The following is a 23,245-nucleotide window of genomic DNA, read 5'->3' as shown; positions in this document are numbered from 1 at the left end:
GTCTACCCGCACATGAGCCATATCATCAATAAACCATTCTATACCTATTGAATCATTTCATCAGCTTGTAATTATTGGATAGTGCTTAAAATTTCCAGCTATCCAGGTATTTCTCTTGCTCAGCTGACAAGGAGTCGATGCCAATATGCAGGCTTTCAAGTTTATAGCTGGCAACCTGCTGGTCAATATCATAAGGTACATTAACAACGTTTTTACCCAAGTTTTCATAATTCTCACTTACATAACGCAGACCAAGCGCCTGCAGAGCAAACGTCGTATCCATGATTTCGGCAGGGTGACCATCTGCTGCACCCAGGTTCACAAGACGACCTTCTGCAAGAAGGTACATTTTACGACCGTCTTTGAAACGATATTCCTCAATGTTGCGACGAACTGTGCGAATCGATTCGGAACGTTTAGCCAGTTCAGGTTTATTCACTTCAACATCAAAGTGACCTGCATTGCTCAGGATCGCTCCGTCCTTCATCACATCGTAATGCTCACCTGTGATAACATCCTTATTGCCTGTAACTGCGATAAAGAAATCGCCCAATTTGGCGGCTTCCACCATCGTCATGACCCGGAACCCGTCCATGTGTGCTTCTACCGCTTTGATTGGATCGATCTCGGTTACGATCACATTTGCACCAAGACCTTTGGCGCGCATCGCTACACCTTTACCACACCAGCCATAACCTGCTACCACTACGTTTTTACCAGCGATAACCAGGTTAGTTGTACGAATAATCCCGTCGAATGCAGATTGTCCAGTACCGTAGCGATTGTCAAACAGATACTTGCAGTATGCGTCATTAACCGCAACCATCGGAAACTTCAATTGGCCTTCTTTCGCCAATGCTTTCAAACGAATAATACCCGTTGTCGTTTCTTCTGCTCCTCCGCGAATGGTTGCTGCGAGGTCAGGGCGCTCGGATGCAATAATGGTTGCAAAGTCTCCACCATCATCAATAATGAGATCAGGCTTCACCTCAAGCGCACGCAGTTGCAGTGATTTGAATTCCGCAGGCTCCGGGTTGTACTTCGCATACACCGTAACGCCGTCTTCCACCAATGCTGCGCAAACATCATCTTGTGTAGACAATGGATTGCTATGCGTAATTGTTACTTCTGCACCACCCGCTTGGATCACTTTTGCCAAGTAAGCTGTTTTCGCTTCCAGATGAAGACAAATGGCAACCTTCAGACCTTTGAAGGGCAGATCCTGTTCGAACTGGCGACGAATGCGGTTTAGTACCGGCATATGCGCTTCTACCCAATCAATTTTCAGGTGACCCTCTGAAGCGAGTCCCATATCTTTAACAATACTGTTTTGCAATGCAGGTGTAGTCATATCATATCCTCCTCGTTTTGGTGTTTCTTCTATTATAAAGGGCTCTATAGTGCAATAACCTTGTGCTCTCCAAGGAATTCACTTGAGGCCTTAATCAGTTCATCGATCCACTCGGTGCCATAACGATTCAGGTAAAAGAGTGCATTATGTACTCGTTCCTGTGGTTTGCCCGTTGGGAATAAGGAGTTCTGAATGCCGTTCCAGTGCCTTAGACTCACATTGTGTTTATCTTCGATAGCTTTGTGAGTCTGCTGTTTCAGATACTGCATTTGCTCGTTGATTTTACTCAAATTGGTATCGCCAATTCGTTCCAGCCCCGGATGAATCTCCGCGATCTCATCTAGCAACGGTCCATACAGATCAAGAAACGCCTCCTGAACCTTGTCAAATTGTTCATCTACCTGGAACGTCTCCTGCTGTGCGAGCCATTGCTCCTTCTTTTCTTCCATATGATATTGAACATCCTGAAAAGAAAGTCCATATTGTTTCATATGTTTGTGATGAATATCTTCCATAATGGTGAAAGACAACCGCGGCAACAAAATGGGCATTTGCAGTCCGAACTGACGGAATGCTTCCCGTGTCAAACCCCAATATGCAATTTCACCTTGCCCCAGAATAACGGCGGCTACCGGCAACACGGAATCTTGCATTAATGGTCGTGTCAATACGTTGTTACTGAAGCGCTCCGGATGTTCACCCAGTTCCTGAAGCAAACGTTCCTCTGTGAAAGAAACCAAACCTTTGCGATCACTATATAAACCGTCCTTCAACAACAAGAGCAGACGCGTACCTTCATGAATGTAGAACAGATTGGCTCCATCCTCCGCTACTTCGGCAGGCATAGCATAACCAGCTTGTTGTACCAGCGAAGCACCTTGTGTGTATGCGCTGCGCAGCACTTCATTTTTTCGTATCAACATCTCAAACACGGGCTGTTCCAACCTGCGTAAATCTGGATCCGATGCATCCATTAGAACAAGTCCACTACTCGCAAACAAGGCAGATATCATGCGGGCAAATGCATCACTCAGATTTGAACTGGATTGATGGATCTCTGTGATGCATTTCATCAGTCCTGGTTTATGTATCGTATCAGGTAAAAGATGTTCCACCTGTTCGAGTACATTCATCCACTGCTGCGTATCCACATGAACATTACTCACAGAATCCCTTCCTGCGAATCGCCCTTGTAACTTAACCTTCTTCATGTCTCCCTGATGATCAGGAAGATATGTGTGGTTAACCTCATCCCAGTCATGGTCTTCACCGGCAATCCAAAATACTGGGACTACCGGGCGTTGAAGTCTTTCTTCCGCTTCACGCGCAGCTGCCACTACGCTGGCGGCTTTGTATATGACGAACAGTGGTCCGGTGAGCAGACCGCTCTGCTGTCCTCCTGTAACCACTAGTGCATCTTGTTCTGCAAGACGTGTGATGGACGCATGAACCTCTCCATGGTCGTTCACCCTCTTATTATATATACGTAAATACTCTGCCAGATCACGACGATCAATACGTGTGTTTTCCGATTGGTCCAGCCACTCGGCACGCGCCTGAAGTCCTGATTCCCAGCGAATGTCATACTCGTAAAGGCCACGCGCAGCATCTCTTGAACAGATATAATCTTCTGCAAGTCTTGATCCGCTGCGGAGTGCCTCGGTAATACCGTTCATGAGGTCTGCCTCCTATTCTGCTTCAAAGAGCCTTTCTTGATTGTACCGAATTCAAGGCCGCTTCGTCAAAAGAAAGTGATTAAAATACGAAAAAAACCGCCGAACGAGTCGGCGGCATTTAATACATCAATAATAGCATATCGCATTAATATTCCTATTATACGTAAGGTTCTGCAACCCAGTGACCTTTGGAAACCTCAATCAATTGAGCATTTTCCAGGTTGTACGGGTCATTTGCAGGACCACCAGATCCATTTTGAATCGGGCTCATATGCTCTTCCGGCAGCAAGATGCGACGTTTGTTCGCTTCCACTTCCGGATCAGGTACAGGGATTGCTGAGAGCAATGTTTTGGTATAAGGGTGGATAGGGTTCGCATACAGTTCTTCACTTTCTGCGAGCTCAACCACTTTACCCATGTACATTACAGCGACACGGTCACTGATATGTTTAACCATCGACAAGTCATGCGCGATAAACAGGTAAGTCAAGCCGAGACGTTGCTGAAGTTCTTCAAGCAATTTAACGACCTGTGCCTGAATGGATACATCCAGTGCAGACAATGGCTCATCACAGATGATGAATTTAGGGTCTACAGCAAGTGCACGCGCAATCCCGATCCGTTGTCTTTGACCACCGGAGAATTCATGTGGATAACGAAGAGCATGACTTGGATTCAAACCAACCAGATCAAGCAATTCCTCCACTCGTCTCTTGCGCTCTTTAGAGCTGGAAGCCAGACCATGAATATCGAGGGACTCCCCGATAATATCCATAACATTGAAACGCGGGTTAAGAGATGCATATGGATCTTGGAAAATCATCTGCATATCTTTACGCATTTCTTTCATTTTACGCGGAGACAATTTGTAGATATCCGTTCCGTTGAAGTTAACATTTCCGCCAGTTGGCTCATAAAGACGCAGAATGGTACGACCTGTTGTCGATTTACCACAGCCAGACTCGCCTACAACGCCAAGTGTTTCACCTTCAAAGATATCAAAGCTTACGTCATTGACCGCTTTGAGAATGTTACCTTTACCCAAATTAAAGTACTGTTTCAAGTTTTTCACTTGTACCAGAGGCTTATTGCTACCTTTGATAATACCAGCCGGAGCTGGTTTTTCCTTTTTGGGCTCGTCCAGACGAGGCAAGGCATTCAGCAATTTAATCGTGTATGGATGTTGAGGGTTACTAAAGATTTCAGCAGTTGTTCCTGTTTCAACAACTTCGCCTTCCTTCATAACAACAACACGGTCACACATACCCGCTACGACACCAAGGTCATGCGTAATCAGCATGATCGATGTTCCAAGCTTTTGCTGCATGTCTTTCATGACATCCAGAATTTGAGCCTGAATTGTAACGTCAAGTGCAGTTGTCGGTTCATCCGCAATCAGGAGGGATGGACGACATGCAAGCGCGATCGCAATCATAGCACGCTGACGCATACCACCAGAGAATTGGTGAGGATAATGATTCATGCGGATAGCCGCATTCTTGATACCTACAAGTTCCAACATCTCCAAAGCCGCTTTATTCGCCGCTTGTTTGGACATGTTCTGATGCTTGCGCAATACTTCGGTAATTTGTTTACCAATTTTAATGGTAGGATTCAATGAAGTCATTGGATCTTGGAAGATCATACCGATATCTTTACCACGAATCGCTTCCATTTGTTTGTCTGTCTTATTCAGCAGGTCTTGCCCGTGAAAAGTAATTTCTCCGCTTTTGACCTTCGAAGGCGGGGAGGGAATCAATTTCATGATGGTTTGGGCGGTAACACTCTTACCACTACCCGATTCACCTACGATCCCCAGCGTCTCTCCTTTGCCAAGTTCAAAACTCACATGTTTAACGGCATCAAATTCACCAGAACGTGTTGAGAACGACACACTCAGGTCTTTGACTGTTAAAATCGGCTCCATAATCCCACCTCCTGTTTCTATTTACGTAATTTCGGATCGAGTGCGTCACGCAGACCGTCTCCGAGCAAGTTAAATGCAAGCATCGTAAGAACCATCAGACCTGCTGGGAACCACATCCGCCACGGGAATAGCGTCCAGCCTGTAAGTGCATCATTGATCATAGAACCAAGTGAAGATCTTGGTGCTGATACACCCAATCCAAGGAAGCTCAGGAACGCTTCAGCAAAGATTGCATTTGGAATGGACAATGTCAATGTTACAAGAATCGGTCCTATTGCATTGGGCAGCAAGTGGCGGAACAATTGACGCCCTGTGCTTGCACCCATGGACCTTGCAGCAAGAATAAAGTCTCTGTTTTTGAGTTGCATAATTTCACCACGCACAATCCATGACATGCTGATCCAGCCTGTGATGGTGAGAGCAATGATAATCGTTGTCAGACTTGGTTCCAATACAACCAGCAACAAAATTACAACCAGCATGTACGGCAAGGAGTAGAGGATTTCTGAGAACTTGTTCATAATTCCATCTACACGTCCACCGTAGAAACCCATGATCGCTCCATAAATAACCCCGATTACAAGGTCAATCAAAGCTGCGGCCAAACCTACAGTAAGGGATACACGTGCCCCTACCCAAGTTCTTACCCACACGTCACGTCCAAGCTCGTCCGTACCGAACCAATGCTCCGCACTCGGCGCTGCATTGGAATTCAGCAAATCATTGGAATAATAATTATAACTGGTAAACAAAGAAGTTGGACCAATCACAGAGAAAATCACGACAAGAACCAATACACCTAGACTAATCATAGCAGCCTTATTGGTTGCAAGTCTGTACATAGCATCTTTAAAAAGGGATACACTTTCTTGCGGTTTAACCGCTGCCTGACTAGTCAGGTTCGTGTTCGCCGTTTCATTCTTTTTATTATTCGTGCCAGACAACGTTATGCCCCCTTCCGGCTTTCTAGCTTAATTCTAGGATCAATTAGCACGTAAGCGATATCCGTAAAGAAACGCGCCAACATCAGTAGGATACCATAAAAAATCGTAATCCCCATGATCATGGTATAATCCCGATTTGTGATACTTTCTACGAATACCTTTCCTATGCCACCAATGTTAAAGATCTGTTCAATAACTACGGAACCTGTGATGATATTCGCTGTCATTGGACCAACATAAGTTACTACTGGTAGAATACCGTTTCTTACAACGTGTTTAAACATAATTGCAGGCCATTTCAGACCTTTGGCTTTAGCTGTTTTGATATAATCTGCATGCAAGACTTCAAGCATGCTCGAACGCGTCAAACGAGCGATAAAAGCAATCGGAGATGCAGATAGCGCTGCAACCGGAAGAACGTAATCCAATGGACCATCAAAGCCCATAACGTTAAACCAGCCTAATTTAGTAGCAAAGAGATACTGCAATAGTGACGCAAGCAAGAAGCTCGGAACAGCTATCCCTATGACAGCGAGGATCATCGTGATATCATCAATGAGTTTACGATGGTAAACTGCAGCAATAAGTCCCAGTAAAACACCCACGATAATGGAGATAACAATCGCAAATACTCCAAGCTTCAACGAAGCAGTGAAAGTTTCATTGATCATTCCCGCCACATCTCGATTGAGATATTTCATCGATACCCCAAAGTCTCCCTTAATGATTCCACCCATATACTTCAGGTATTGTTCATACATCGGTTTGTCCAATCCATACTTCTGTTCCAGCAAGGCACGAATTTCAGGTGAAACTTTTTTCTCGGCTGTAAAAGGGTCACCCGGAATCGCCTTCATCAGGAAGAAGGTTGCAGATGCGAGTATGAAAAGCGATAGCAGCATAAATAGCAATTTTTTCAAAACGTACTTAATCAACCCTTGCACACCTCCACAAACAATATTTTGTATACAAATCGATTGTAGAATTAGACTGAAATAAAGTCCAATCCATTTATCGGAAATTTCAAGAATTATAAGGAAAATCGGTGCACATACAAAAAAATCGGGATATATATGGAATTCCACATATATATCCCGAAGTAATCATATTAGACTTCAGAACAACTTATTTCTCTTCCAGATATGCACGAGTGTAGTCAATAGCTCCACTGAAATCAAGTTGTACACCTTTCAGGTAAGGCTTGGTCAACGATACATTAGTGTAGTAATAGATTGGCATTACACCCATTTCATCTTGAACCAGAATTTTTTCAGCGTCAGCAAATGCAGCCATACGTGCAGCTGGATCAGCAGATTTCACAGTGTCTTTAACATCTTTGTCATACTGTTCATTGCTGAACTTGGAGTCATTGTTAGTGTTTCCAGTAGTCCACATTTCCAAGAAGTTGTACGGATCGTTGTAGTCAGCAGACCAACCTGCACGAGCTACTTGGAAGTTTTGGTTTTGACGGTTCTCAAGGAATACGCCCCACTCTTGGTTTTCCGTTTTCACATCAACACCAAGGTTTTTCTTCCACATATCAGCAACAGCCAAAGCAATTTTCGCATGATTGTCACTTGTGTTGTAGATCAAAGTAACTGCTGGCAATGTTGTGTAGCCTTCTTCTTTCATACCTTCAGCAAGCAATGCTTTAGCTTCTTCTACATTTTCAGTGAAGTAATCGTCTTTGTGCTCATCACGGAATTCGCCCTTTTCACCACGGATACCTGGAGGTACAAAGCCAAATGCTGGAATTTGTCCACCTTGCGTTACTTTATCAACAATGAGTTGACGTTCGATGGACATCGCAAATGCTTTACGGATTTTAGCATTGTTAAATGGAGCTTCATTTACATTGAACTGGTAGTAGTACGTACTTGCAATACCAGTAGCTTTGAACTCATCTGGCAACTCTGCTTTTACAGAAGGAATTTGATCTGTTGGAATCTCACCGTTAGGTGCACCAGTGTAATCCAACTGTCCTGATTTGTAAGCTTGCAGTTCGGAAGCACTGCTACTTGTTAGAGACATATTAATTTCAGATAATTTAATATCAGAAGCTGCATGGTAAGCATCATTTTTCTTCACAATAATTTTTTGACCTTTAGCGAATTGATCCATAGTGAATGGTCCGTTAACGATCATGTTTTTGTAGTCTGTGAAGAATTTGTCATTGGTGTCAGCAGATGCATGTACTGGGTAGTACGTGTAAAATGCTGTCAGACCCAAGAAGTAAGGTGTTGGGTTTTCCAACGTTACTTCTAATGTGTGTTCATCAGTAGCTTTAACGCCTACTTGTGAGAAATCTGTGATTTTAGTACCAGTGTATGTTTCATCTTTGCTGAGGTTGTAACCTTCAGCACCTTTGATGTAGTACAATTGGTATGCATATGGAGAAGCTGTTTCCGGTTTCAAAGCACGTTCCCAAGAACGAACAAAGTCTTCGGCAGTGATTGCATCACCGTTACTCCATTTAGCATCCGGGTTCAAGCTAAAAACATATTTCAAACCATCTTCGGAGATTGTCCAGTCTTTAGCTACGCCAGCTTGTTCTTTACCGTTTTCATCGATGCGTACAAGACCTTCATACAAGAATTTCAGAACTGTGTTGGTTTGGCTGTCTTTTGCTTGAGCCGGGTCCAACGTAGGAGGTTCAGCAGTCAGGTTGATTTTCAGAATTTGATCTTTAGCAAGACCATTTCCTTCGTTTGCAGAACCAGTATCGGTGTTACCTGTGCCTTCGTTTTTCGATCCGCACGCTGCAAGTACGGTACCGAACGCCAAAATCAGCGTCAAAAGGACTAATAGACTTTTCCTTTTCATCTAACACGTTCCCCCTAAATTGATATGGTTTATATGTTTATAGATTATACAACCACCGGTCAAAAAAATCTACATTACTTTTTCAGAAAGTAATGTTTTTTTCAGTTTTCGACAAAATCGACACATTTTTCGCCTCTTTTGCGTTATGTAACCTCACATCTGTTGCATGAAGTATCTAAATAATCCAAATAAAGTAAACAAAACATACCCGAAACTCATGATGACGAAAGACATGCGCCATACGGCCCGGAACATTCTACCCCTATCGACCTTCCCTTTTAGTCGATTTTGCGCACCCCCGATGAATCCAAGTGCTACTAGTATGAGTATTAATGTCAGATAAAAACCAAAATTCGAATCAAATGTTAAGTTGAATAACGCTGAAACTGAAAATACAAGAAAAAAAGTGGTTACATCCATTGCCATTCGCAATGCTTTACGTTTGTCTTTTTTCCATACATACATGCCCCAATAGACAAGAAAGAACGGAAAAAAGGGCAATATGCTTAATACAATAAAAAGTCCCATTAATTCACTCCTTCCGGTTGCATTCCTTCAATCAGATGAAGCAGTATTTCATGTGTAGGTGCAACAAGGTCCAACTTCTGTGCCATCTTTATAATATGACCGTTAATTGACCTCACTTCTGTACCACGTCCAGCGAGAACATCTGCAAGCATGGAGGAAGTATTCGTGGCAGTAGAACGACAGACCGATATCAGTTGATCCCACATATCCTGATCCAAACATATTCCACTTGCAGAGTAGATTAACAATACTTCATCATATAACTGGCGCATTAGCCTCTTTCGTTCTTCCTTGACGATCAACTCTCCATTAGGGATTCGCCATAGTGCCGTGAGCGGGTTAATGATTGAATTAATCAATAGTTTCCTGTATATCAGCTTATCGATTTCATTCGACACTGTACAGTCAAATCCTGCCTGCTGCAACGATCCCGACAGAGTAAATGTTCTCTTCTCCTCTATAGAGGTAGAAGCTCCTATATGTATGTTGTACCTCCCCAGCCTAGTTTCACCTGTACCTGCACGAGTCACCTGACTTTGTGTTCGCTTCGCACCTTCTGTTGTAACCGCACTACACAGAAGCGACTTTGGCAAAGCCGCTTGAAGTTTTGTAAGATGGCCCATCCCATTCTGAAAACAAGCGACATTCAGCACATGATCTTGTAATGGAGTAATCTCATCAATGAAATCATCAATGCTTGTCTGCTTAACCATGAGCAGTAACCATTCTCCTGGTGTGTTCTTCCATGTGTCAGTCAGCTTACTTATTGGTTTCGCCTGTATTTGATCCGGTAGAATATGTATCTCCTCGTCTTGTTCCACAATGGTTACTCCATTATGGCTGAGGAGGTCTGCCTGAGCTGTTGTTCTGGTCCAAAATCTGACCTGGTTACCTGACGCCAGCAGTTTCCCGCCATACAAAAGACCAAGTGCCCCCGCTCCTACGATGTCAATGATCATATGATGCACTCCTCTCCGCTTCAGTAGTTTCTCTTCTATTATCTATAATAGAACAAAAACACCAAACTAAAAACCCGTCATACCTGCCGTTGTGTAACGGAGGTGTGGCGGGTTCATACCTGACTTTCACAAATCAAACGTCTGAATTTGTTATTCAATTCGTTCCAGATTCCCGTTGGCATCCATCTTGAAACGTGTCTTAAGTTCCTCTTCTTCTTCGGACAAAAATGCGAGTCTGCGAGCCCGATCCATAATCTGAATCAAAGCTTTGTAGTCGTCATTCACCACTCGGTAATCCGTCTGTACTTCATTCACTTCCTTGGAGAGACGGTCATTCTCAAGACGTAGTTCAAGCAATTCATCTTCTTTCTCCCGAAGCTCCTTCTCCAGCATCTTGAGTTGACGACTACTCTCCTGCACCGTTCCCTTCCATTGTCGCAGGAAGCGGATTACTGCATCCATCGATAATGAATCGTCTGAGATCCCATCTGATTTGTACAGATGTTCTTCAGTGTCCAGTGTAGACAGTGCTGCAACCTGCGGTCCGAGCATAGCTGGTTGCTTTCTGAGATAACTTCGTTTTTGTCGTTGTGCCTTGGCGTTACTGATAGCAGAATCATACTTTTTACGTACACAACTGTTCCAGCGAAAACCGCATGCGGCAGATGTTCTGCCTATTTTTTCGCCCACCTCTTCAAAAGCGGCCAATTGTGTACTGCCTTCCCGAATATGACGCAAAGTAACCTCAGCCAATATCAAATCGTCCTCTGTACTCCAAGCATCCTGTCTCACTGCAGTCATGCTATAATACCCTCCTAACAACATCCTAAAATAACCGTCCGCATTACCGGAAGCCCGGTATGTGAATTAGGTATAAAAGCTGCTTCATTCATTCTTATGCCTCTCATAGAGTTCATAGAATTGATTTCATACTAAAATGTATTTCCACATTCAGGCTTGCTCATACGTGACATACGTAAAACATATCCCTCTATACTTACTTTGAGCAAAAAAAGAATTCGCTTTCATATCCAAATTTGTTTACACGTTTTTCCTTTCCCGGTATAATGTTGTGTAGACAATCTATGAACGTACTTAGGAGAGGAGGATTTACCGTGGCACGCATGTTTCGGGTACTCGGGTTCTTCACGCTTGCAATTGGCCTGATGGCTTTTGCGGGAGATCTGGTCGAAATGGCTTTGCTTTTTTTCCTGCAGACTGCGTTTTTTGTCATTTTGGGATACTTGAAATTTACCGAGCGAACGTACATATTGCTCTTCTGGGGTTATATGATCGTAACATTCACGGGGTTCAGCTACTGGACCGTATTCGAAATGGGTTTGCCGCTCTAATCCACCTGCAGCATCAAAGTGATCCGATATCTGTCGGGTTGCTTTTTTGTTGTGTTCAGATTAAATGAATGTTCATGGTGTTATGTAACCACTAAGGATATTTCACGTATTTGTTTCATATATTGTCTGGAAGACAACAAGCCTGTACGATTGTCATTTAAGAAGTGGAAAGGAGAATGGATCGGTGAAACGTCAACACGGCATTTCCGCCTTTATATTATGCATCATTTTATTCCTCCAGCTACCTTTAGCCTATGCCTATGGAGAGTCTTCACCTGAGGATACACGTGAGATATTACAAAAAAGTCTATCCATCGTTGAAATCGATCACGAAATCGAACGCATCACCGAAAGGCAGAAGCAGCTGGGTCAACAACACGAGACATTATCCGTCCAGCTGCAGGAACAGGAAGAGCAGATACATATTCAGCAAGATCGGGCCGGAGCTGTAGTGAGGTCCTACTATACAGGAGAACGCGACAGCCTCCTCATGACGGTCCTGGGAGCCAGATCATTCAAAGACCTGTTTGTACTGTATGATTATTACCAGATTATTATCGGACGGGATCAGGCTGTGCTGGACAAGTATCAGGACCGTTATCGCAATCTGCAACAGACTTCTACTCAGATTCGTCAGACTACAACAGAATTAACCGAAATGAAGACTAATCTTCAAAACCAGCGGGAACGTGTAGTCGCCTTGCAAAAAGAAGTGGATGCCCAAATAGCCACCAGCGGAGATGCGGCAGCGATTCAGAAACTGATGGATGAATTAACCCTTTATTGGGAGAATATCGGCATCTATGAGGTGAAACGATATTTCAAAGCATTGGCATCTGCCATGCAGAACCTGCCTGATTTTATCCAAAAACAAAACGGAGGTATATCCACGACTGGAACAACGTATACGATTCGAATTGGGCAGGATGAGCTTAATGCATTTCTACGTTCCCAAAATTCAATCTTTGAAGACTTTGCCTTTCAGTTTAACCAGGATAAGATTATAGCTTCCGGTCAGCGGGATCAGTTGCAATTAAGCATTGAAGGACATTATACGGTTGAAAATGAACCGCAAAACTCCATTCGTTTTCATGTGGACAAACTTGTATTCAACCAGCTTGAATTACCAGACACCACTCGCCGAATGCTGGAAAGAGAATTTGACCTTGGGTTCTATCCACAGAAAATCCTCTCGTTTGTGAAAGCAACCGATGTTTCGACAAGTGAAGGCATACTGGAAGTAAAACTAGCTATATCCTTTTAAAGAGGTTGTTCAAAAAGTCCGCTTTTGATTACGAAGGATGCCTTGTGGCATCATCAGCATCGAAGTTGAAATTCAGACTTTTTGAACACGAACTCAAAGTTAATTCGTCGTTCTAATACTGTTTACGTATTGATTCGCTGTAATTTCTCCCTTTAAGAATTGTTGTACTTTTTTATGAAAACGAGTTATTAGAGTATGACTTTCGGTCGTTGCAGCAGGGACATCTTGGGTGGTCGGGAACCAGGATTGTCCTTTTGTCATGTCATAAGGTCCAACGAGTTTCTCAGACGCCAAATCCAGCTCCTGTTGCTTTGCGGGCAACCGGTTAACCTGTTGGTACCATTTCAGCTGTGTCGTAGCGGACGTCATTCCTTCAATCCATCTACTGGCCTCCTCAGCCTCAACCGAACCCGCAGTAATGACAAGACTTCTGGATTTTACAGTTTCCAAGGTTTCGAAAGAAATCCGCTTCAAAGAATCTTTATCAACTGTACTCCCTTGATCCGCATCCAATAATTGAGATAACAATGATACAACCATTGGTATGTCGTTTTGGTCAGCAGTTGGAGAGAACCCTGAATTGGTAGACTCCAGCTTAATAAGGGGCTGAATCTGATTCATCAACTGAATCCCTTGCTGAAGATCCCTTGTTTGCGAATCTAATTGTGTTCGTTTAACTTGATCTGGTGCCATTCTCGGTTCCAAATGATTCAGCCACGCATTTGTCCCGTACATATCATTGATGTTCATTGTAATTAAAGGGGTGCCTTCCGCAATGGCTTGTTGAGTAAGTTTGACCCACTGATCTTTATTGCGAGGTAATGACTCCAGACCAGCTCTCTTCAGAAATGAAGATTGGGCAGCCAGAATGTACGGATCAAAATCAAAAGGCATTCCCCACTGATAACCATTCCACTCTGTCACTCCCCGTAACCCAACTACCGTATCTCCTAGCGACTTTGATAATGTGGTTCCGTTTAACGGATACAGGTACCCTTTTTGGGCATAGTATTGCACTTCCTCACTATCAAGCAGAACAACATCACCGTTCTCTCCTAGTGAAAATTCAAGATCCAAAACATGCTTATATGTATCCGGCTTCTCATTCCGAAGATTAATCTCTACCAGCTGGGAAGCAGCAACTTCTTTAGCTATTTTTTGAAAGGCTTGGAACTCTTCATCCGACATGGCCACTACAATCTCCAGCGGAGCTTGAGCATCTTCATTACGGGACGAAGACCCAGGAAAAGCATCCTTCTCCTGATCGCGTTCCTGATTGAGCTGCGAACCTCTAAAGTCAAAACTCGGTGACAAGATCGTTAACGAAAGCAGCAATACCGCGAATAAAACAACCTGATGTCTACGCTTCATTAACTTCCCTCCCTGTTCACCTAGTTTTTTCCTGCAGCAATTATTGTAACAAATAAGTAGTACTCTTGTCCTACCCTGCCGAAAAACACTTTTTCGGATTTTTGCATAATACGAGCATATCGAGTTCTGTGTAATAACGCTTACTTATTTTTTCAGCAAAAAGCCGGCTCCTGGAGCCGGCTTCAATAACAACATTTTCCGGGAAATAAATCCCCTGAATTTTACAATAAATCAGCTGCAAGTTGTGCCAGCTTGGACCGTTCTCCTTTTTCGAGCATGATGTGTCCGCTGATTCCCTCTTGTTTGAACCGTTCCACGATATACGTCAGACCATTACTGGCAGAATCAAGATACGGATGGTCTATCTGTTCGGGGTCTCCCATCAAAATAATCTTACTGCCTTCACCGACCCTTGATACAATGGTCTTCACTTCGTGGCGCGACAGATTCTGGGCTTCATCAATAATGATAAACTGTCCAGGTATTGATCTTCCACGAATATACGTTAAGGCCTCCACCTGAATACTGCCAAGCCCCATTAGGATTTTATCGATATCTCCGGCTTTTTTGGTGTCAAACAAAAACTCCAGATTATCGTATATCGGCTGCATCCATGGACGAAGTTTTTCTTCCTTCTCACCAGGCAAATAACCGATATCTTTCCCCATCGGAACGACAGGACGAGCAATCAACAGTTTTTTGTATTTATGATCATCCTCTACCTTAAGCAGACCTGCTGCAAGTGCCAGCAAGGTTTTTCCTGTTCCGGCTTTACCGGTGATAGTAACAAGCGGGATGTCATCATTTAAAAGCAGTTCCAGTGCCATGCGTTGTTGTGCGTTACGTGCACTAATACCCCAGACATTATCATTACTGAGGAAAAGCGGCTCCAGCTTTGTTCCCTCTGTGTTCACTTTAAGCAAAGCCGATTTATTGGTTCCCATCTCATCCTTGAGAATGACAAATTCATTCGGATACAACGAATAAGACAACTGCAATGGTTTGATTGGTAAAAAACGATATGTGTAAAACTCATCAATCACTGACGGATGAACTTTTAGGGCCGTATAACCTGGATATAACTCACTGAGTCCTGCCGTCCGATCTGATAAGTAATCCTGTGTGAACAGACCAAGTACATCCGCTTTGATACGCACAAGTACATCTTTACTGACAAGCACGACCTGACGTTCAACTACTTCCTTTTCATTCTCCTCAATCTGATAATTCAGTGCGACAGCCAAAATGCGATTATCGTTGGACACTTCACCAAACATTTCCTGAACTTTCACGAAACTCCGATGATTCAGCTCTACTTTCAGGTTACCTCCATTAGCCAAAGGTACCCCACTGTGCAAGTGACCCAGCTCTCGTAATCCATCTAACAGTCTGGATACATTACGGGCATTACGCCCAATTTCATCGGCATTTCTTTTTTTGGAGTCGATCTCCTCCAGTACAACCGCGGGAATGATTACCTCATGTTCCTCAAAGGCAAATATGGCATTGGGGTCATGCAGAAGCACGTTGGTATCCAATACAAAAATCTTTTTCATTCAATCCCCTCCAAAGCGGCGTCGTTAAAGGCATGAATAGTGTGATCTTTCAGCAGCGGCATGGACAATCATGATCCCATACATAAATGTATTCGACTAGGGCAAAATAATTGTCAACCATTCTGAAAAACTCCAAGAAAGGATGAACATTTATGAAAATATGGGTTTGCACGCTGCTTCTGATCTTTATACTTACAGGTTGCAACAGTTCCACACGTAGCGCTTCGCCGAATCAAGGTACACATGCGAAAGGTTACGGAGGAAATGTAACAACTCAGCAAGATCAAGGGAAAGGATCTCACATGCTCAATGCACAGGAAGATCGGATGAATCCTTCACGTTTGGACCGTCTCAATGAGAATACAGGTGAAGTCCATGATACCAACATTGCAGATGATGCAAAGAGTGGCCGGATGCCAAATGAAAAACGAATCAATCACCTTAAAGCCCTTGCCAAACAAGTAAAAGGTGTTGAAGATGCGAACTGCGTCATACTCGGTAATACAGCTGTAGTTGGCATCGATGTTGATGGTGAACTGGAACGTGCTCGGGTGGGTACCATTAAGTACGCTGTTGCCGAAGCACTTCGCAAAGACCCCGAAGGTATAGATTCCATCGTTACTGCTGATGCAGATGTCACTGAACGAATTAAAGAGATTGGTGAACATATTCGTCAAGGGCACCCAATTTCGGGTTTTGCTTCAGAACTCGCTGACATGGTGGGACGAATTATCCCTCAACTCCCGAAAGACGTCAAAGTCCGTCAAAATCCGGATGAACACATGAATCAAAAACAACAAATGCAGCAGCTGCATTCATCGGACAAAAGACAACAAAAAGCCCAGTGATCTCTCACTAGGCTTTTTTCATGGCAGCAAAAACCTGCTCATCTAATTTCTCAGCAGCACGCTGATCATATATTTTGACATATTGAGGCACAGAGGACAATTGAGCGCCGTAAAACAGAGCATTCCTCACCGCTTCAATTGTAATGTCGAAACAGCACATATTAAATGGAACGTCCAGTAGCGGATCTTGTCGTACCGCAGCACGTCCGTTCACTGCGTACACCGTCTCTTCTCCAAAGACAGTTACCGTAATGAGCGGATTAGTAATCATGTTATTCACTAAACGTGAACGATGATCGATCGCTACACGAAAAGTAGAAGCATTCTCCGCATAAATCCAGGAGATGGCTGTTGAAGTCGGACCTCCGGATTCTACATCCACTGTGCTCAGAAGCACAAAGGTCTCATTCTTGAATTGCTGTAAAAGAGATTCAGTTAATTGTGTGACGGCTTCGGACATTCAACCAGCCCCCTAACCTTCTTTATGCAATTCTTGTACTTGGTTTATGTTATTATAGCATACCGATTAACGTGCTTCCAATCCCAAAAGAATGAAGGTTATTCGCCTGAAGGTGAAGCCGTTACTTTACCTGAAAGTGTATCTTGTAAAGCCTGCTTGGCATTGGCGAGTTCCGTCTCATTAATGTACACATATGGACTTCTCCACTCTCCGGTAACCGGAGTATAATGCACATCCGAAGTGGAAATGTTCCAATACGTTGAGATAAAGTTTTTCATTTGTTCCGATTCCACATCTGTCGTCATATTCTTGTCAACTGCACCAATCACTTTGCTGATCTTTGTAATGCCCCCAAGAGATTTCATCTGATCCAGCATGGAGTTCAGCACTTGGTTTTGACGTTTGTTACGATCAAAGTCATTGGATTCATCAGTCTTTGGATTACAATTGGATTTGCGGTAACGAACAAAATCTAGTGCTGCTTTACCATCGAGATGTTGTGCGCCTGCGACCAGATTGATATCTGTACCATCGGCTGTATCTCTATAACACATATTTTTATCCACAGTCACATCCACGCCACCCACGGCATTGACAGCATCACGGAATGCCTGGAAATTCAGGACGGTTGTATAATTAATATCTACATCCAAATACTTGCCCATCATTTCTTTCATCTGATCCTCTGCATTTTTGCCAGTGGTTTTTTCCTGTGCTTTGAATCTTGGATAATAGGAATTCAGCTTGTTGGATTTGTACCCATCCAATTGAATACGCGTGTCTCGAGGCAAAGATACAATGGTTGCCGTCTTGGTCTTCGGATTCAACGAAGCCACCATAACAACATCTGAGAGATATGTGCCAGTTTCAGGACGGTTATCTGTGCCTAATAACAGCATCGTGATCGGTTTGGTTGTGGCTGACATCCCGGGAGGTACCGGTTTATCGATGCCTGTATCCACGACTTGATTGTATACCCAGTACGCATATCCACCGCCTACCACAATGGCAATAACCAATAGACTTAAAAGGATTCTGCCAAAAGCATTCATTCTCTTTTTCTTCTTAGGCTGCTTGCCCTTGCCATTCTTCGATCCAGAAGCACCCGATTGCGTTGGTGCCTGTCTCCGTGGAGGCAGTCCGTTCGAATTTGAGTTCATATCTTCAACACCTTTATCACATCTGTTTTTGTCTAAATAAAAGACAACCGCTTTCCCTAAGGAAAACGGATGGTCTGTACAAGACAGGATTTATGAGTTTCGAGCGGCAGCTTCCGCTTTTTTCTTTTGACGACCTTCAATAAAATAACGCACTCTCACTAATAACATCAAACCAACTGCCACCAGCAAACATTGAATGATGGGAAGCTTGTCGATCTGAAAAATAAGAAGCATGAATGTGCCCATCGCCATCAAAATATAGAGAACGATTTCCTTACCAAGTGGCAATTTCTGACGTACCCGAAACACCTTATTATATACGTAAGTAATCAATACAAAGATGACGATGTAGGCTACGATCGGGTGTGATGCGAACCATGCTTGCATGCACAGCCAGCTCCTTTCGTGTTCATGCTAGGATAAGTTAACTGGTTGATGGAACAACACCAACAACATTAATTACAAAGCTCTGCAATATGACCGTTTCGGATTCGGATCGTTCTTTTGGTCGCTGTTATCCCCAGATTTTTTTGATCCATTTTTCAATGGTAAAATCCGGGGATAAAGGCGAACGCTTCGCTCCTACAGAATCGATTCCGTATCCTCCACTACTTTAGTGGATTGTAATCAACGCCGATGGTGCATATGTGTTCCATCAAATGCTAACTTATATAGTTTATTTTGTTGTTATTAGGCTTTAGAAGCCATTTTGCGTTGTTTTTCTGCACGCTCACGCTCGGATTTGTTCAGGATCTTTTTACGAAGACGAATAGATTTTGGTGTAATCTCACAATATTCATCTTCATTCAGATATTCAAGCGCTTGTTCCAACGAGAAGATAATTGGAGTTTTAATTTTAACCGTATCATCTTTACCGGAAGAACGAACGTTAGTCAGTTGTTTTTCTTTGCAGATGTTAACAACGATATCATTGTCACGTGTATGTTCACCAACAATCATACCTTCGTAAATTTCAGTACCCGGCTCCAAGAAGAGCGTACCGCGATCTTCAACGCCCATCATGCCATAGAACGTAGATGTACCCGTTTCAGTTGAGATCAACACGCCTTGGTGACGTCCACCCACTTGACCGGATACTACTGGAGCGTAGCTGTCAAATGCATGGTTCATTACACCATAACCACGAGTCAATGTCAGGAAGTTGGTGCTATATCCGATCAAACCACGTGCTGGAATTAGGAACTCCAGACGAACTTGACCACTACCTGTGTTAACCATGTTAACCATCTCTGCTTTACGTGCGCCCAGGCTCTCCATTACGGAACCCATGCTCTCTTCAGGGATATCAATCAACAAACGCTCAACAGGTTCCATTTTCTTACCGTCAACTTCTCTTACGATAACTTCTGGTTTGGATACTTGAAGCTCATATCCTTCACGACGCATGTTTTCAATCAGGATACCCAAGTGGAGCTCACCACGTCCGGAAACGATAAATGCATCCGGGCTATCCGTTTCGTCAACACGAAGGGAAACGTCTGTTTCCAACTCTTTGAACAAACGCTCACGAAGTTTACGGGAAGTTACCCATTTACCTTCACGACCTGCGAATGGACTGTTGTTCACGAGGAACGTCATTTGCAGTGTTGGCTCATCAATTTTCAGAACTGGCAAAGCTTCCGGGTTGTTAGGGTCGGCAATGGTTTCACCAATGTTGATGTCCTTGATCCCTGCAATGGCAACGATGTCGCCTGCTCCTGCTTCTTCCGTCTCAATACGTTTGAGACCTTGGAAACCAAACAGTTTCTCGATACGTGCAGTTTTACTCTTACCATCACGCATAATAACCGTTACCGATTGTCCTTGACGGATCACACCGCGGTTAACACGACCAATGGCAATACGGCCAAGGTATTCATTGTAGTCCATCAAAGTAACGAGGAATTGAAGTGGTTCTTCAACATTTTCGGTAGGGTGTGGGATATGACTAACGATGGTATTGTAGATCGCCATCATGTTGTCATCTTGTTTGGCAGGATCATTATCCATGCTGGATGTTCCGTTCAATGCGGAAGCATATACAACAGGGAATTCGAGTTGTTGATCGTTGGCACCCAGTTCAATGAACAGGTCCAATACTTCATCAATAACCTCAGTCGGACGAGCCGCTGGACGGTCAATTTTGTTTACAACAACGATTGGTGTCAGGTTATGCTCAAGTGCTTTACGAAGTACAAACTTCGTTTGTGGCATACAGCCTTCATAAGCATCAACAACGAGCAATACACCGTCAACCATTTTCATGATACGTTCAACTTCACCACCGAAGTCGGCGTGTCCTGGTGTATCCACAATATTAATCAGGTAATCTTTATAAGTTATAGCCGTGTTTTTGGCCAAAATCGTAATACCGCGTTCACGCTCCAAATCGTTGGAGTCCATTACGCGCTCCTGTACCGTTTCGTGATCTCGGTAAGTACCGGATTGCTGGAGCAACTTGTCAACGAGTGTTGTTTTTCCGTGGTCGACGTGGGCAATAATCGCAATATTGCGAATGTGTTCTCTTGAATGCATGTTTTGTATCCATATCCTTTCCAATTTCAAATCATATCTACTTAAACTTCCCGCAATTTCGCAGGTTACTCACAAAATAAGCGTCGGTGATATCCCGACGCATGTCTATATCCCTTATATTATAGTTTATTATAGGTAAAAATCAAGATATTTCGCACGAAAAGACCACTGGGAATGTTACCAGCCTCTCCCTTGACGTCCTCGTCCAAGTAATAACCAGACTCCACCCAAGATCAAAAGGACAGCAAGTACATAGATTATTCCCGTTTGCAACAAGGTAAATCCGAATAATATGATGGACACCGCACCAAGGATCAAAGCTGCAGGTAACACATATTCCGGTCTTCGTCGTTCAGCCATCCCATATTCGAGTAACCCTATGGCGATCCCTAGCAAGAATGCTGGCCACAGCCTGCTCATAAGTCCAGCACCCCATGTATTCGTTATACTGAATAAAACACCATACACCGTTAGTATGCCGGCAGGAACGAGTGACCACGATGGTGAAATACGCGCATAATATAACGCATGAAGGGCGATGCCTGGCAGCAGGATCAGCAAAGGCCAGAAATTACGACCAATAAATCCAAACACGCCAAACTTGCCAAGCAGAATAATAATTCCCGCAGCTGCAATAAATAGTCCAATCGCTTTTTCATTTCTCATCCTCAATCACCTCTTATACTATGGCTATGTACTTTATTTCTTCATAAACGATACGCATTCCATGCTGACTGTTGATATTCAAACCTGTAATCATGCTTCTAGTGTATCCGATGTTTCGGCAAAAAACTATACTTTATGTCGCACTTTGCGTGCGCCCTTTACCTGTATTACCCTAAAATGTGCAACTTATGATTAGCCCAATGGTTGTTGTATTGACAAGCGTATTCTGTCACCACAAAACCGCCTAAACCGGACGGTTCAGACGGTCATATGTTCAAGCTTTTATCCAAAATTAAACTATGCGTTCTTACGCACAAATTTATGTGCGCCTCCAATCGCAACCACAAGACAAGCCATGGCTACGGGTAGCAGCGTATGTACCTCTGATGCCATACCTCCCAGCCATTCTCCTAACTTGGGGTCTTTCATCACCATCTCACCTGCTGTGAAGGCCAGGATGCCTGATCCGACGAATACAAGAATCGGAAATCGCTTCAACAAACCAACAATTAAGCCGCTCCCCCATACGACGATGGGGATACTGATTGCAATCCCAATGACGATCAGAGCCAAATCTCCATCTGCCAAAGCCGCTATGGCCAAAACATTATCCAAACTCATTACAAAATCGGCAATCAGAATGGTTTGAATGGCTTTCCAGGTCGTAGAAGCTTCTCGAATATGTACTTCATCCTCATTTTGAAGCAGCAGCTTTATTGCAATCCAGAGTAGCAACAGCCCACCTGCCGCTTGGATAAAGGGAATTCCCAGCAATAATACCGCTACAAAGGTTAACACACAACGCAGCAGTACCGCACCAAAAGCTCCCCACCATACCGCTTTTTTGCGTTGTATTGGTGGCAGATCCTTGCTGGCAAGCGCAATAACAACCGCATTATCTCCACTTAATACCAGATTGATCATTAAAATTTCAGTTAACAGCCATAGTGTATCCATGTCCTCATCCCCCCACATTAACTTGTATGTCGGAGTTGTCCATGCTATTCTTAATGATTGAACCGTATATAAGGAGTGACATATATCATGGAGCTATTTAGTCCCACATTCTGGCTGGCTTTGCTGAACGTTGTCTTTATTGATCTAATTCTGGCTGGGGATAATGCCATCGTCATTGGTCTCGCAGCTCGAAATTTGCACCCTTCCGTGCAGAAAAAGGCGATTCTATATGGAACTGGCGGCGCACTTTTGATTCGAATTTTAGCAACAGTTGTTGTTTTATGGTTGCTTAAAGTTCCGTGGCTCTTGCTTGTGGGAGGCATACTTCTGATCTGGATTGCCTATAAATTATTGGCGGATCAGGGAGATGAACACAATGATGTCCAGGCGGGAACTTCCTTGTGGACCGCTATTCGTACCATTGTGATCGCGGATGCAGCCATGGGATTAGATAACGTGATTGCAGTTGCTGGAGCAGCGCAGCAGCATCTCGTGCTTGTCATCCTTGGACTCCTGATTAGTGTACCTATTATCGTCTGGGGCAGTACCCTGTTTATCAAGCTAATTAATCACTTTCCTTGGATCATCTATGTCGGAGCCATTGTTCTCGGGTATACGGCTTCCAATATGATCACTGAGGAACAGCGACTCTTGCCTTACTTTACGGAACATCCGGCATTGCGCATTCTCTTTATCGTTGTGGTTATTGCAGGTGTAGTGTTTGCAGGTTATCGCAAACGCTCCAGCAGTTCCGGCCACAAGGGATCTGGCGGGGAACAGCAGCGCTCCTATTCGTAGGCTAATTTAAACTAAAAATTTCATCCTGAATACAGCAAAGGACTGAACGATATTTCATCGGACAGTCCTT

Annotated in this window: 21 protein-coding genes; 4 read left to right on the top strand and 17 right to left on the bottom strand. The window is 43.7% G+C overall.

Features of this window, described 5'->3' with window-relative positions; all coding sequences use genetic code 11:
• Nucleotides 1-85 precede the first annotated feature (85 nt).
• The 9 genes from AC1DE7_RS16215 to AC1DE7_RS16175 form a co-directional block, all read right to left on the bottom strand.
• Nucleotides 86-1,351, bottom strand: coding sequence for an adenosylhomocysteinase (locus tag AC1DE7_RS16215; RefSeq protein ID WP_405157601.1), 1,266 nt, complete (start codon nucleotides 1,349-1,351; stop codon nucleotides 86-88).
• Nucleotides 1,352-1,395: 44 nt separating this feature from the next.
• On the bottom strand, nucleotides 1,396-3,027 hold the full coding sequence (bshC, locus tag AC1DE7_RS16210) for a bacillithiol biosynthesis cysteine-adding enzyme BshC (RefSeq protein ID WP_405157602.1): 1,632 nt from the start codon (nucleotides 3,025-3,027) through the stop codon (nucleotides 1,396-1,398).
• A 157-nt stretch (nucleotides 3,028-3,184) separates the two neighbouring features.
• Nucleotides 3,185-4,954 (bottom strand): ABC transporter ATP-binding protein, encoded by a 1,770-nt coding sequence (locus AC1DE7_RS16205; protein WP_091028470.1) that lies wholly within the window; start codon nucleotides 4,952-4,954, stop codon nucleotides 3,185-3,187.
• A 17-nt stretch (nucleotides 4,955-4,971) separates the two neighbouring features.
• Nucleotides 4,972-5,853 carry an ABC transporter permease gene (locus AC1DE7_RS16200; protein WP_477534825.1) on the bottom strand — a complete coding sequence of 294 codons (882 nt, stop codon included), beginning with the start codon at nucleotides 5,851-5,853 and terminating at the stop codon, nucleotides 4,972-4,974.
• Nucleotides 5,854-5,900: 47 nt separating this feature from the next.
• Nucleotides 5,901-6,833 (bottom strand): ABC transporter permease, encoded by a 933-nt coding sequence (locus AC1DE7_RS16195; RefSeq protein ID WP_477534798.1) that lies wholly within the window; start codon nucleotides 6,831-6,833, stop codon nucleotides 5,901-5,903.
• Between the two features lie 190 nt (nucleotides 6,834-7,023).
• Complete coding sequence (locus AC1DE7_RS16190) at nucleotides 7,024-8,721, bottom strand: peptide ABC transporter substrate-binding protein (protein ID WP_477534797.1); 1,698 nt, start codon at nucleotides 8,719-8,721, stop codon at nucleotides 7,024-7,026.
• Nucleotides 8,722-8,874: 153 nt separating this feature from the next.
• Nucleotides 8,875-9,249, bottom strand: coding sequence for a DUF3397 domain-containing protein (locus AC1DE7_RS16185; protein ID WP_036614898.1), 375 nt, complete (start codon nucleotides 9,247-9,249; stop codon nucleotides 8,875-8,877).
• Nucleotides 9,249-10,208: a ketopantoate reductase family protein gene (locus AC1DE7_RS16180; RefSeq protein ID WP_477534796.1), complete on the bottom strand. Its 960-nt coding sequence runs from the start codon at nucleotides 10,206-10,208 to the stop codon at nucleotides 9,249-9,251. The genes AC1DE7_RS16185 and AC1DE7_RS16180 overlap by 1 nt, the downstream gene beginning before the upstream one ends.
• 150 nt (nucleotides 10,209-10,358) lie before the next feature.
• Complete coding sequence (locus AC1DE7_RS16175; RefSeq protein ID WP_036674824.1) at nucleotides 10,359-11,009, bottom strand: RsfA family transcriptional regulator; 651 nt, start codon at nucleotides 11,007-11,009, stop codon at nucleotides 10,359-10,361.
• 314 nt (nucleotides 11,010-11,323) lie between these two features.
• On the opposite strand from AC1DE7_RS16175, the gene AC1DE7_RS16170 reads away from it, so the two are divergent.
• Both AC1DE7_RS16170 and AC1DE7_RS16165 read left to right on the top strand, forming a co-directional pair.
• Nucleotides 11,324-11,560 carry a DUF2626 domain-containing protein gene (locus tag AC1DE7_RS16170; protein ID WP_017687281.1) on the top strand — a complete coding sequence of 79 codons (237 nt, stop codon included), beginning with the start codon at nucleotides 11,324-11,326 and terminating at the stop codon, nucleotides 11,558-11,560.
• A 184-nt stretch (nucleotides 11,561-11,744) separates the two neighbouring features.
• Nucleotides 11,745-12,824, top strand: coding sequence for a hypothetical protein (locus tag AC1DE7_RS16165; RefSeq protein ID WP_315372944.1), 1,080 nt, complete (start codon nucleotides 11,745-11,747; stop codon nucleotides 12,822-12,824).
• Between the two features lie 99 nt (nucleotides 12,825-12,923).
• Here the strand turns inward: AC1DE7_RS16165 and AC1DE7_RS16160 are convergent, their stop codons facing one another.
• Together AC1DE7_RS16160 and AC1DE7_RS16155 are read right to left on the bottom strand one after the other, a co-directional pair.
• Nucleotides 12,924-14,195, bottom strand: coding sequence for an extracellular solute-binding protein (locus tag AC1DE7_RS16160; protein ID WP_477534795.1), 1,272 nt, complete (start codon nucleotides 14,193-14,195; stop codon nucleotides 12,924-12,926).
• Nucleotides 14,196-14,416: 221 nt separating this feature from the next.
• Complete coding sequence (locus AC1DE7_RS16155) at nucleotides 14,417-15,751, bottom strand: PhoH family protein (RefSeq protein WP_024628438.1); 1,335 nt, start codon at nucleotides 15,749-15,751, stop codon at nucleotides 14,417-14,419.
• A 152-nt stretch (nucleotides 15,752-15,903) separates the two neighbouring features.
• On the opposite strand from AC1DE7_RS16155, the gene AC1DE7_RS16150 reads away from it, so the two are divergent.
• A complete protein-coding gene (locus AC1DE7_RS16150; protein ID WP_477534794.1) occupies nucleotides 15,904-16,599 on the top strand; it encodes a YhcN/YlaJ family sporulation lipoprotein in 696 nt (231 codons plus the stop codon).
• A 7-nt stretch (nucleotides 16,600-16,606) separates the two neighbouring features.
• Here the strand turns inward: AC1DE7_RS16150 and AC1DE7_RS16145 are convergent, their stop codons facing one another.
• The 6 genes from AC1DE7_RS16145 to AC1DE7_RS16120 all read right to left on the bottom strand — a co-directional run bounded on the left by AC1DE7_RS16145 (nucleotide 16,607) and on the right by AC1DE7_RS16120 (nucleotide 22,377).
• Nucleotides 16,607-17,059 (bottom strand): pyridoxamine 5'-phosphate oxidase family protein, encoded by a 453-nt coding sequence (locus tag AC1DE7_RS16145; RefSeq protein WP_017687276.1) that lies wholly within the window; start codon nucleotides 17,057-17,059, stop codon nucleotides 16,607-16,609.
• Nucleotides 17,060-17,157: 98 nt separating this feature from the next.
• On the bottom strand, nucleotides 17,158-18,219 hold the full coding sequence (locus AC1DE7_RS16140; protein WP_074095864.1) for an LCP family protein: 1,062 nt from the start codon (nucleotides 18,217-18,219) through the stop codon (nucleotides 17,158-17,160).
• 90 nt (nucleotides 18,220-18,309) lie between these two features.
• Nucleotides 18,310-18,606 (bottom strand): YlaH-like family protein, encoded by a 297-nt coding sequence (locus AC1DE7_RS16135; protein WP_036614990.1) that lies wholly within the window; start codon nucleotides 18,604-18,606, stop codon nucleotides 18,310-18,312.
• A gap of 303 nt (nucleotides 18,607-18,909) precedes the next feature.
• Nucleotides 18,910-20,754 carry a translational GTPase TypA gene (typA, locus tag AC1DE7_RS16130; RefSeq protein ID WP_036674819.1) on the bottom strand — a complete coding sequence of 615 codons (1,845 nt, stop codon included), beginning with the start codon at nucleotides 20,752-20,754 and terminating at the stop codon, nucleotides 18,910-18,912.
• Nucleotides 20,755-20,931: 177 nt separating this feature from the next.
• Nucleotides 20,932-21,426: a hypothetical protein gene (locus tag AC1DE7_RS16125; RefSeq protein ID WP_036614997.1), complete on the bottom strand. Its 495-nt coding sequence runs from the start codon at nucleotides 21,424-21,426 to the stop codon at nucleotides 20,932-20,934.
• A 291-nt stretch (nucleotides 21,427-21,717) separates the two neighbouring features.
• Entirely contained in the window at nucleotides 21,718-22,377 is a 660-nt protein-coding gene (locus tag AC1DE7_RS16120) for a TerC family protein (protein WP_036615000.1), read from the bottom strand.
• Nucleotides 22,378-22,464: 87 nt separating this feature from the next.
• Here AC1DE7_RS16120 and AC1DE7_RS16115 point away from each other — a divergent pair, with 87 nt between their 5' ends.
• Complete coding sequence (locus AC1DE7_RS16115) at nucleotides 22,465-23,175, top strand: TerC family protein (RefSeq protein ID WP_036615002.1); 711 nt, start codon at nucleotides 22,465-22,467, stop codon at nucleotides 23,173-23,175.
• The last annotated feature ends 70 nt before the right edge of the window (nucleotides 23,176-23,245 follow it).

It is taken from the genome of Paenibacillus sp. 10L310 (genome assembly GCF_056395745.1).
This window is presented reverse-complemented; position numbering and strand designations above follow the sequence as displayed.

Coding starts and splice junctions, on each gene's coding strand:
- AC1DE7_RS16215 (WP_405157601.1), bottom strand. CDS start 1,351: ATGACTACACCTGCATTGCAAAACAGTATTGTTAAAGATATGGGACTC.
- bshC (WP_405157602.1), bottom strand. CDS start 3,027: ATGAACGGTATTACCGAGGCACTCCGCAGCGGATCAAGACTTGCAGAA.
- AC1DE7_RS16205 (WP_091028470.1), bottom strand. CDS start 4,954: ATGGAGCCGATTTTAACAGTCAAAGACCTGAGTGTGTCGTTCTCAACA.
- AC1DE7_RS16190 (WP_477534797.1), bottom strand. CDS start 8,721: ATGAAAAGGAAAAGTCTATTAGTCCTTTTGACGCTGATTTTGGCGTTC.
- AC1DE7_RS16185 (WP_036614898.1), bottom strand. CDS start 9,249: ATGGGACTTTTTATTGTATTAAGCATATTGCCCTTTTTTCCGTTCTTT.
- AC1DE7_RS16180 (WP_477534796.1), bottom strand. CDS start 10,208: ATGATCATTGACATCGTAGGAGCGGGGGCACTTGGTCTTTTGTATGGC.
- AC1DE7_RS16175 (WP_036674824.1), bottom strand. CDS start 11,009: ATGACTGCAGTGAGACAGGATGCTTGGAGTACAGAGGACGATTTGATA.
- AC1DE7_RS16160 (WP_477534795.1), bottom strand. CDS start 14,195: ATGAAGCGTAGACATCAGGTTGTTTTATTCGCGGTATTGCTGCTTTCG.
- AC1DE7_RS16155 (WP_024628438.1), bottom strand. CDS start 15,751: ATGAAAAAGATTTTTGTATTGGATACCAACGTGCTTCTGCATGACCCC.
- AC1DE7_RS16150 (WP_477534794.1), top strand. CDS start 15,904: ATGAAAATATGGGTTTGCACGCTGCTTCTGATCTTTATACTTACAGGT.
- AC1DE7_RS16145 (WP_017687276.1), bottom strand. CDS start 17,059: ATGTCCGAAGCCGTCACACAATTAACTGAATCTCTTTTACAGCAATTC.
- AC1DE7_RS16140 (WP_074095864.1), bottom strand. CDS start 18,219: ATGAACTCAAATTCGAACGGACTGCCTCCACGGAGACAGGCACCAACG.
- AC1DE7_RS16135 (WP_036614990.1), bottom strand. CDS start 18,606: ATGCAAGCATGGTTCGCATCACACCCGATCGTAGCCTACATCGTCATC.
- typA (WP_036674819.1), bottom strand. CDS start 20,754: ATGCATTCAAGAGAACACATTCGCAATATTGCGATTATTGCCCACGTC.
- AC1DE7_RS16120 (WP_036615000.1), bottom strand. CDS start 22,377: ATGGATACACTATGGCTGTTAACTGAAATTTTAATGATCAATCTGGTA.
- AC1DE7_RS16115 (WP_036615002.1), top strand. CDS start 22,465: ATGGAGCTATTTAGTCCCACATTCTGGCTGGCTTTGCTGAACGTTGTC.